The following is an 8,637-nucleotide window of genomic DNA, read 5'->3' as shown; positions in this document are numbered from 1 at the left end:
TAAAAGAGGGAGCATCCCCCACCAGCCCGCTTGTGACTAAAGGTGTATCGGACCATACACTCGTAGAATTTCGCGAGGATATAGCCAACAACCGTCTGCCGCAGGTTTCATGGATCGTCGCGCCCTACAAATATAGTGAGCATCCCGAAGCCTGTCCCACCGATGGGGCTTACTACATCAACCGGGTCCTCGAAGCGCTGACCTCCAATCCTGAGGTCTGGAGCAAGACCGTCTTGTTCCTGAACTACGACGAGAATGATGGTCAGTTCGACCACATCGTACCTCCCATGCCACCCATGACGAACCAACCCAACGCACAGGGCATGGTGTCGAAGGATCTGGTGGAGAGCCTTGGCGATGAGTTTCTCGATCTGGATAAGCATCCCGATGAGAAACATCCGTTGATTCCCAATGCCGATCCTGGAGGACTACAACCGATTGGCCTCGGTCCGCGTGTCCCCATGCTCATCGTCTCTCCATGGACTACCGGTGGATGGGTCTGTTCACAAGTCTTCGATCACACGTCCGTACTGCGATTCCTGGAAGCTCGTTTTGACATCCCTGAGCCTAATATCAGCGCGTGGCGTCGCTCCCTCTGTGGCGATCTGACCTCGGCCTTTGATTTTTCCAGTACTCCAGATTCCAGCATCGTTCCCTTCGAAGTGCCGAAGCTACTTGCCTCTCTACACCAGCCATACCATGTGCCGGCTGTGCAATCGATGCCGCAACAGGAGCCGGGAACGCGCAAAGCACGTGCTCTTCCCTATGAGCTATTTGCTCACTGCCGGCTCAGAGACCAGGAAACACATTCTGTCGGAGAAAACGTATGGATTGACTTTGCAAATACAGGCGAGTCTGGCGCTGCATTTTATGTATACAACGGCAAGAGGCGCGACGATAGCCCTCGACGCTATACGATCTCGACAGGAGACTCACTCTCCGATTATTGGCTCACCAGCGACCCACAAGGAAGCTACGATCTTTCTCTGCATGGGCCCAATGGATACTTCTGCCAGTTTCGTGGCAACGCGTCTGAAGCGGCATCGCATGGAAAGCCAGGTGTCGAAGTCAGGGTGCGCTACGATGTTTCGGAAGGCAACATCACTCTGTCATTGGCGAACACAAGTTCAGTGCCATGCAAACTGATAGTAACCAATACCTACGGTGGTGCCCCACACACCTATACGCTTGCACCCGGAACGAGCGTGGACGATCACTGGGTACTGACGTCCAGTTCAGCCTGGTACGACCTCTCCGTTACCAATGCGGAATCTCCAGAGTTCCTGCGACGCTTCGCCGGCCATGTTGAAACGGGCCATCCCAGCACAAGCGATCCTGCTATTTTTGCCGACGAATAACCGGTCCAGTTGGGAGCTTTCTATTTGCACACTTCGCAGCGATCCTCGATTGCATCATTCGTAAAATTGCGTTAGCTTCAAATCCACGCTATGTTTGTGACTCCCCAAACGCGATTCTCCTCCTGTTGTCCTCCCCTGGACTAATCTTGCCTCGACTGTTCTCGGCGTTTTCAGCATAAGAGCTGCGGTATGCGGCCATCTCGAGCTCGGTTTGGCTCCCCAAGCTGAACGATCATCCTCCGAAAAACCTTGGGATTCCTATGCTGCCCCAGTCGCATTTGCTTGTGAACATAGCGCGATCTTTCCGAAACAGCATCCTACGCCATGACGATGGGTTTGCTCGCTCTTCGTTTGCACTTCACTTAAGAAAACCGAATCAAAGGAGAATACCTTGAAAAAACTGACCACTCTTATTCGCTCCGCTGTCGCAGTTTCTGCTCTGACGCTTGGCTCGCTGGTTGCCCACGCCGCAACCGTCACACTGAAGGCCAATCTGACTGCCGCCCATGAGGTGCCCGCAAAGGACAGCGCCGGCACCGGTACGGTGAGCGCTACCTTTAATACGGAGACCAATGAGTTCACCTACCATATCGAGTTCAGCGGTCTGACCGGCCCCGCTGTTGCTGCCCATTTCCACGGCCCTGCAGCCGAAGGAGCCAATGCAAAGCCGCAGGTCTTTATAAAAACCAGCCCACTCGTTAGCCCCATTGACGGCAAGGCAACGCTGACGCCTGAGCAGGCAAAAGACCTTTTGAGTGGCCAGTGGTACTTCAATGTCCACACCTCGGCGAACCCGGGTGGAGAGATTCGAGGGCAAGTACTGAAGTCGGAGTGAAGATTCGACGCCAGAGCACAGGGGTAGATAGCCCTTGCGCTCTGGCCTTCGCTCAACGTGGGAGACTCACTCAGATTCTGCCGCAAGACTATTCGGTCCCTGCACTAAAATTCTCATGAAATATTGCCCCGAGAAATAATGGCACAGCGCAAATTTTGGCGAACCTCAGTGAGCTTCTGCTTCCTGGCATGCTCTTTGGCCGACACAAGCCTACATGCGCAAAGCACTCACGAAGAGGCCAAGGTTGTTTCAGGCGATAGCCCAACGAACCCTGGCCCGTACGCCACGGACGTTTCTCCTGCGCTAACGCCAGTAGCTGTCAAAGCCGCCATGCGCAAGGTCGGAGACTGGCAGGTCGCGCGCGTTGCCGACACGCCCGGTCGCAGCGAGTGGTTCGGTGCGCTCTATCTCGGTTTGCTTTCTGCAGCCACAACACTCCATGAACCTCGCTATCGCGATGTTGTGCTGAACGCAGCCGAGCACTTCAACTGGGAGCTTGGCCCACCTAAGAAGACGAGTGCCGATAGCCAGACCATCGGACAGGTCTATCTGCAACTCAACGAGCTAAAGCCAGATCCACACCATCTCGAATCGATGCGCGCCCAGTTTGAAGAGCTGCTACAGACACCGGATGATCCCGCCAAGCCTGTCTGGTGGTATTGCGATGCTCTCTTTATGGCTCCCCCGACCTGGGCCGGACTGGCGGCACAGACTCATGACCCGCGCTATCTCACCTATCTGAACCGCGAGTGGCAAGCGACTGACAGACTCCTCTGGGACCCCAAGGATCATCTCTTCATTCGTGATGCCAGCTATCTGGACAAGCGTGATAAGAATGGGAACAAAATCTTCTGGTCGCGAGGCAACGGTTGGGATATGGCTGGCCTCGTAGACCTGCTCCAACAAATTCCAGAGAAAGACCCACATCGCGCTTTCTATACAAAGAGATTCCAGCAGATGTCAGCCTCCCTCGCTCGACTTCAAGGGAAGGACGGCTTGTGGCGGTCATCGCTTTTGGACGCAGCCGATTATCCTGCGCCTGAGGTTTCGGGATCGGCTTTCTATACCTATGCCATGGCCTGGGGCCTGAATCACAAACTGCTGAAGGCCAACGTGTACGGACCTGTTGTCGAGCGCGGTTGGGCAGGTCTAACGCGGCAAATATACGCCGATGGCCGGTTGGGCAACGTGCAGCCCGGAGGTTCAGGGCCGGCCGTTTACCCTCCAGGTTCAAGCTGGATCTTTGGAACCGGAGCCTTCCTGCTAGCTGGCTCGGAAGTCGCCGAATGGACCGAACGCTCTCCATCGGCGAAGAAATAACCCTCAATGAAATCTCCTCTGGACTCTGCCAACAAAAATCACCGAAGCGCAACGCGTCGATTCGACGAAGTGGTTTCTTCAGAAACCGACGCGTTGCTCTTCGGCTGCATGTTGGCGGACTGATCTTGCTGGTCAGTTTGTACCATCATGCAATGATTGGCGTGCGAGGATTTAGTTCGGCTGCCAGTAATTAGTGAGGCAACTAGCGGCAGGCAGGGCTGCGGTATTGAAGACGGTATCCGGTTCATGTCCGCAGACAGTTACAGCGGAGGGCCGGTCTGTCGGCGGCTGTTCCGAGGCAGGGTAGTAACTGAGGGTTGCGTTGAACCAGGCAGAGACAACAGACGCGCCGTTACCGATGTTCTGGCCGAAAGGCTGGTTGACCGCTCCGCCGTCGAACAACATATCCGTGCGCGAACCCATTACTGCATGTAACCCCTGGAAGACTTTGAACCACGGCGTCCACCACTCTGCGTTGTCCTCCGCGGAAGGTACTACTTCGCAGGAGTGGATAATCCAGTAATCCAACTTGCCGTGGTTTGCGGCTCCGTAGCCCTCGGTCGCTGGGATGTCATTGATGTTAACTACGTCACAGCAATTCGACTCTGTCGTAAACAACCAAGGAGCACCGTGAGCTTCCGTCAGCGCCACATTCACATTGTTGACGAACGATTGCTCATCCGTGGTGTAGATGAAAGGCTCTGCCCAGTAGTACTGAGAGTTGGTGAACTGGCCGGCATTATGCGAGCTCTGTAATCCGTCCCAGAATCCGTTGGCCTCAGAGACAAAGCCCGACTGCGCATCTCGGACAACATACCTGCCAACGGTTGGATCGCCGGCGGGCACAACAGCCTGATCCAGAGCGGAGTGGTTCGCGGGCGCGCTGGAAGGTGCAGGACCAGATCCAGGAACAAGTTCGGCCGGCAGTTGGCCATTGCCATAGGCCATGTACGTTGCAACATAGTCGGTACTTTGCAGCAGTTGTGGATTGGCGCCTGCGGACGGAAGCGGATGCAGGCGCGACACCACACGATAGACGGGAGTCATAGCAGCGAGATTGTCGTCCACGTAAGCAACCTCAACGGAGATTACCTCAACATTCGAGTTGCTCGTCAGAGGCTTCAGCACCGCCAGGAGCGCTGCCTGAATCTGGGCTTTGCTACGACGCTCCGTCAGCGTGGATGCAAAGCTTCCAGCCTTCCAACGATTGACCAGTCCATAGAGACTGCCATCGGTACCGATAGCGACTGCTGCGTGGGACCCTGTGCCATACACCTTGTAGCCACTCACTGTGCGAGAGACTGCCACATAGGTGAGGTAGAGCTTCACGTCGGAAACAGTGGGCTTTCCGCCGCTGGAGACAAGTTGTGCTGTGCTCCCAACAACAGGGCGAGGAACACCCAGCGTGTACTGAGTTACATCCCTGGGAAGGATTTCGGAGCTGGCAAAGATCTGTCTCGCCAACGTCAAAGCCTGCGTCAGATGCTCGTCCTTGGCACCGGCGTAGGTAACGGCAGGAAGTTTATCGAGCTGCGGAAGGATCTGGGATTCACCCGTCTGCGTATCCCAGGAGGCGATCAGACGATCTTCCTGCACGAGACCTACAGAGGTCTCAGGCGCAGCCTTCAGCTCAGGAAGTGCGCTGTGAGCGAGTGGCTGAATGTCATCTGCCTTAACTCCTGTCTTGGCCAGGCTCGCACGCAGAAACGTCTCGGGAGGCGGCTGCACGGTAAGTTTTACTACCTGTAGCGAAGATGGCACCGTAGGAATAAGAGCTGCAGGGAAAATTACCTTGCCGCCAGTTGTTCTTGCGATGCCAGGGAGTGCCGGTTTCCTGGGTGTAGGCGTCTGGCTCACGGCAAAGAATACAGGTCCCAAGAAAACCAGGCCCGCTAGTATCTTTGCGCCAAGAAGCACATAGTCAGGACGAGCCCCGTGCGATGAATTATAGGAATGCATGGCGAATCTCCTTGCAGGGACCCCTCTGTAAAAGTTGCGCCGCTGTGCGGCACTCAGTTTGTAATCCCTGTCATCTGGATAGTGCGGATAAGCCAGATAGCGTTACATGTAAAAACTTCGCTATATGGCTCAACACAAATCTGTTTGTTCGGCGTGTCTACCTGCCGGGACAGTCAACGCCGTCATCTGCTCATCTCGAACAAACTCGTCTGTAACGATCTGGTCGCACCGCATACAGGCCGCTTTACCACGTTGGCTAAACCAGCGGCAGGTTGCGCGGATGGCACAATACGGAAGGCTCGAGTCGGATGCAGGCATGATCTGAACGATGCGGTCCACAAGCGTGCAGGCTGTTCCGTTGAAGTGACCGCACGCTCCTCCCTGACATGGTGCAGAGATGCGAAGCACCTGCGTCGGGAGCAGCGGAGCTGTCATGGCCAATAACTCCGGTGTCACTGGCTCAGGAGTGGAGAGATGCTGTATCTTGCCGGATGCAGCATCCACAACTCCATGGATAACCGCACCCAGCATAGAGGGTTGGGCGCTTGGACACTGAACAACACTCGGCCCCTTCACGGCTAAATCTCCTTAAGTTTTGAAGGATCGCGAAGGGCTTCCAAATCGTGTGCGGCATAGCCAAGCGGCTTTAACTTCGCAAACTCAGCACTCTCAGCCAGTCCCAGTGCGGGATCCGGATAGATACCGATCGTGATTGGCTTGTGAAGCAGAGTCTGCAGCGTCTCCTCTGTAATCTGCTTGGTGGCGATTGCGTTTTTAACGGCTGCCGCAATCAGATCGGGTAATTCACTAGTCTTAATAGACATCACTCTCTCCTTGTCCAGGGTTTTCCATCTGACCGAAGCCAAACCCTGGTTCCCTGTTGCTTGAATGGTGCAGTAGAGATGAGGAACGTTACAGACTAAATAAATTTGTGGGTTGGATGCTTCAACACCTTTGCATCGTTCGCCAGATCGCAGCGCCTGCGAGTATTTCTCGCTAACACTGAAACGCTTTTCGATCACTCCGCACTATGAAGACATCGCCTATAAAGGTAGATCTATCTGGAGAAACCCAATGCCAACCACAACACAGCTCGCCACCGGCCTCGGCGGCGCAATCGGATGCGATTTTCGCAACGCGCAACAGCAACTTATTTTCGTGGAGTACTCAGGGAAGCTATCTGCCATTAACTTATTTCCTGCGGCAACGGTCGTCGACAATGGAGTAAATACCGTATTGAAGGGAACCTTTAACTTCGACTTCGATAACGGCGTCCAGAGCGGAGCTTCAGCGACTGCCGATGTCTGGTGGGAACAGGAGACTAATGTTCTACGCCAGATGACACCTTTGAACGGTGCCAAAATCATCAACCTGGGAGCCGTAAGCTTCAACAGTATTACCGCGGCCAACCTGCAGGACCTGCCTTACGCGACGACTCCCATCATAGGCAACAATAACGCCACCAATGTTCTTACCGTGAACGACGTGTTCGCTGTGTTGACGGCCAGCGGCAATTACGCGAAGGTGCAGGTGGTCGCCTATGGCTACGACCTGACGATTAATTGGGTGACCTACCATATCGAGTCGGGCTACAGTGTGCTTGGGACAGGCTATAACCAACCAGAAGATGTAAAACTGAGCACCGATGGCGTACACGCCTATGTGACGGAGCGCACCGGCGATCTGGTCAAAGTCGCGCTCACCAGCGCTAATCGCAGCGCAGCGACTGTCATCGCCACAGGGCTGACTGCACCGCAACAGATGTTCCTCGACGAAGCGCATAACGCGGCATACGTCGTTGAATATGCTTCTCCCGGTTCGATCGTTAAGGTGAACCTCACCAACGGACAGACCGCGACAGTTGCGACCGGCCTCGTCAACCCCGTTGGAATAGTGCTCAGCTCCGACCTGCAGTACGCCTATGTCAGTGAACAGATGACCGGGCCCACCGTGGGACGAATCAGCTGCATTCAGTTGAGCAACGCTGCGCGCACTACGGTCGCCTCAGGTCTAACGGAACCGTTCTTTCTGACCTGGGCGGATGCGGGGCAAGATGCACTGCTGGTTCCGCAGCGAGACCCTTCGAACTCCATCGTGAGAGTAAATGTCACGACCGGAACTATGAATGTCGTCGCCAGCGGCGTGCCGGTACGACCATCCAGCGTGGCTCTGCCGAACTCGGGAGAGATGCTGATCTGCTCCAACACCGAGGTTGACGAGGTTGCTTTCACCTCTTTTGCCACGACGGGTGATCTACTGATGGGCATTGGGCTGATTCCCTTTGACAGAATCAACCAGACCGCTGGTCCTCTCCAGGGTCTGGCGAACACTTCAGTCGACGTTGATCCACCCTACTGGGTCAACAATGTTCCCTTCGGCGGAACGCTGCCGATCATGGTCAACTACCAGGCCGCGGCAGATGCTGGCGCGGCTTACTATCAGGTCGAAGTAGGGGGTGTTCCGCACACCGACAGCTGGACGAACTACTTCTGGGATGGAACGGGGAATGTGTTGGAGACTATCACTGCCGCTACCATTGGATCGTCGATTGGATGCTACCCTGTGCATCCCGTCAGCGAGCTCTTTCTGTGGGAGTCTCCAGCACTCGGTGACATGCTCGACACCACGGCACTTAGCAATGGGACGCATACGCTTCAACTGATCTTCCTCGATGCTGCCGGCAATCCGATCTCGAGCCTGGTGAGTGCACCTCTTATCATCCTGGTGAACAACCAGTCCTGCATTGCGTCGATCTCGTCGCCGGTGCTTGAGGTTGCTCCGCCGGTAACTGCGAACATCTGCGGAGTGCTGCACTATGAAAGCAACACAACGGCTAATGTTTCCATCGGGTTTACGGCAAGCCAGCCAGCGGGGTTTGGCAGTTACTCCACGGAGATCGTCCGGGGCGGAACACAACTCTCGTTCACCCCTGCGTTGCCCAGTGGCCAGGTCGGCTCATTGACCTCTACCTTCTCAGCGCAAGTCGGCCAATTGCTGGGGCCATGCCCAACCGCAGGCTTTGCGGCGGAGCTTTATGTTGCCGCCACTATGACCAACGGATACGGCAGACAAAGCCAGTACGACGCCTCGGCACTGACTGCGTTTGTACTTACCCCGTAGTCTTAGCCATGCGACTGAATGACCGTCCGCCCTTGCAGAGATGCA

7 protein-coding genes are annotated in these 8,637 nt (G+C 55.4%); 4 read left to right on the top strand and 3 right to left on the bottom strand.

The window, feature by feature from the left end; genetic code table 11:
• The 3 genes from GSQ91_RS25905 to GSQ91_RS13200 all read left to right on the top strand — a co-directional run.
• On the top strand, positions 1–1,358 hold a 1,358-nt coding region (locus GSQ91_RS25905), incomplete at its 5' end, for an alkaline phosphatase family protein (RefSeq protein ID WP_254064556.1).
• Positions 1,359–1,749: 391 nt separating this feature from the next.
• Entirely contained in the window at positions 1,750–2,193 is a 444-nt protein-coding gene (locus tag GSQ91_RS13205) for a CHRD domain-containing protein (protein ID WP_158822085.1), read from the top strand.
• A 195-nt stretch (positions 2,194–2,388) separates the two neighbouring features.
• Positions 2,389–3,513 (top strand): glycoside hydrolase family 105 protein, encoded by a 1,125-nt coding sequence (locus GSQ91_RS13200; RefSeq protein ID WP_254064554.1) that lies wholly within the window; start codon positions 2,389–2,391, stop codon positions 3,511–3,513.
• 171 nt (positions 3,514–3,684) lie between these two features.
• Here GSQ91_RS13200 and GSQ91_RS13195 read toward each other — a convergent pair whose 3' ends face one another.
• From GSQ91_RS13195 to GSQ91_RS13185, 3 genes are all read right to left on the bottom strand, one after another.
• Entirely contained in the window at positions 3,685–5,472 is a 1,788-nt protein-coding gene (locus tag GSQ91_RS13195) for a DUF6345 domain-containing protein (RefSeq protein WP_158822082.1), read from the bottom strand.
• Positions 5,473–5,601: 129 nt separating this feature from the next.
• Positions 5,602–6,048 carry a hypothetical protein gene (locus tag GSQ91_RS13190; protein ID WP_158822080.1) on the bottom strand — a complete coding sequence of 149 codons (447 nt, stop codon included), beginning with the start codon at positions 6,046–6,048 and terminating at the stop codon, positions 5,602–5,604.
• A gap of 2 nt (positions 6,049–6,050) precedes the next feature.
• Positions 6,051–6,296, bottom strand: coding sequence for a hypothetical protein (locus GSQ91_RS13185; protein WP_158822078.1), 246 nt, complete (start codon positions 6,294–6,296; stop codon positions 6,051–6,053).
• Positions 6,297–6,546: 250 nt separating this feature from the next.
• Between GSQ91_RS13185 and GSQ91_RS13180 the strand changes: the two genes are divergently transcribed.
• Entirely contained in the window at positions 6,547–8,592 is a 2,046-nt protein-coding gene (locus GSQ91_RS13180) for a YncE family protein (protein ID WP_158822076.1), read from the top strand.
• Positions 8,593–8,637 lie beyond the last annotated feature (45 nt).

The sequence above is a fragment of the Granulicella sp. S156 genome (assembly GCF_009766105.1).
Lineage (GTDB): Bacteria > Acidobacteriota > Terriglobia > Terriglobales > Acidobacteriaceae > Granulicella.
The sequence above is the reverse complement of the archived record's forward strand: the minus strand, read 5'-3'. Positions and strand labels throughout refer to the sequence as shown.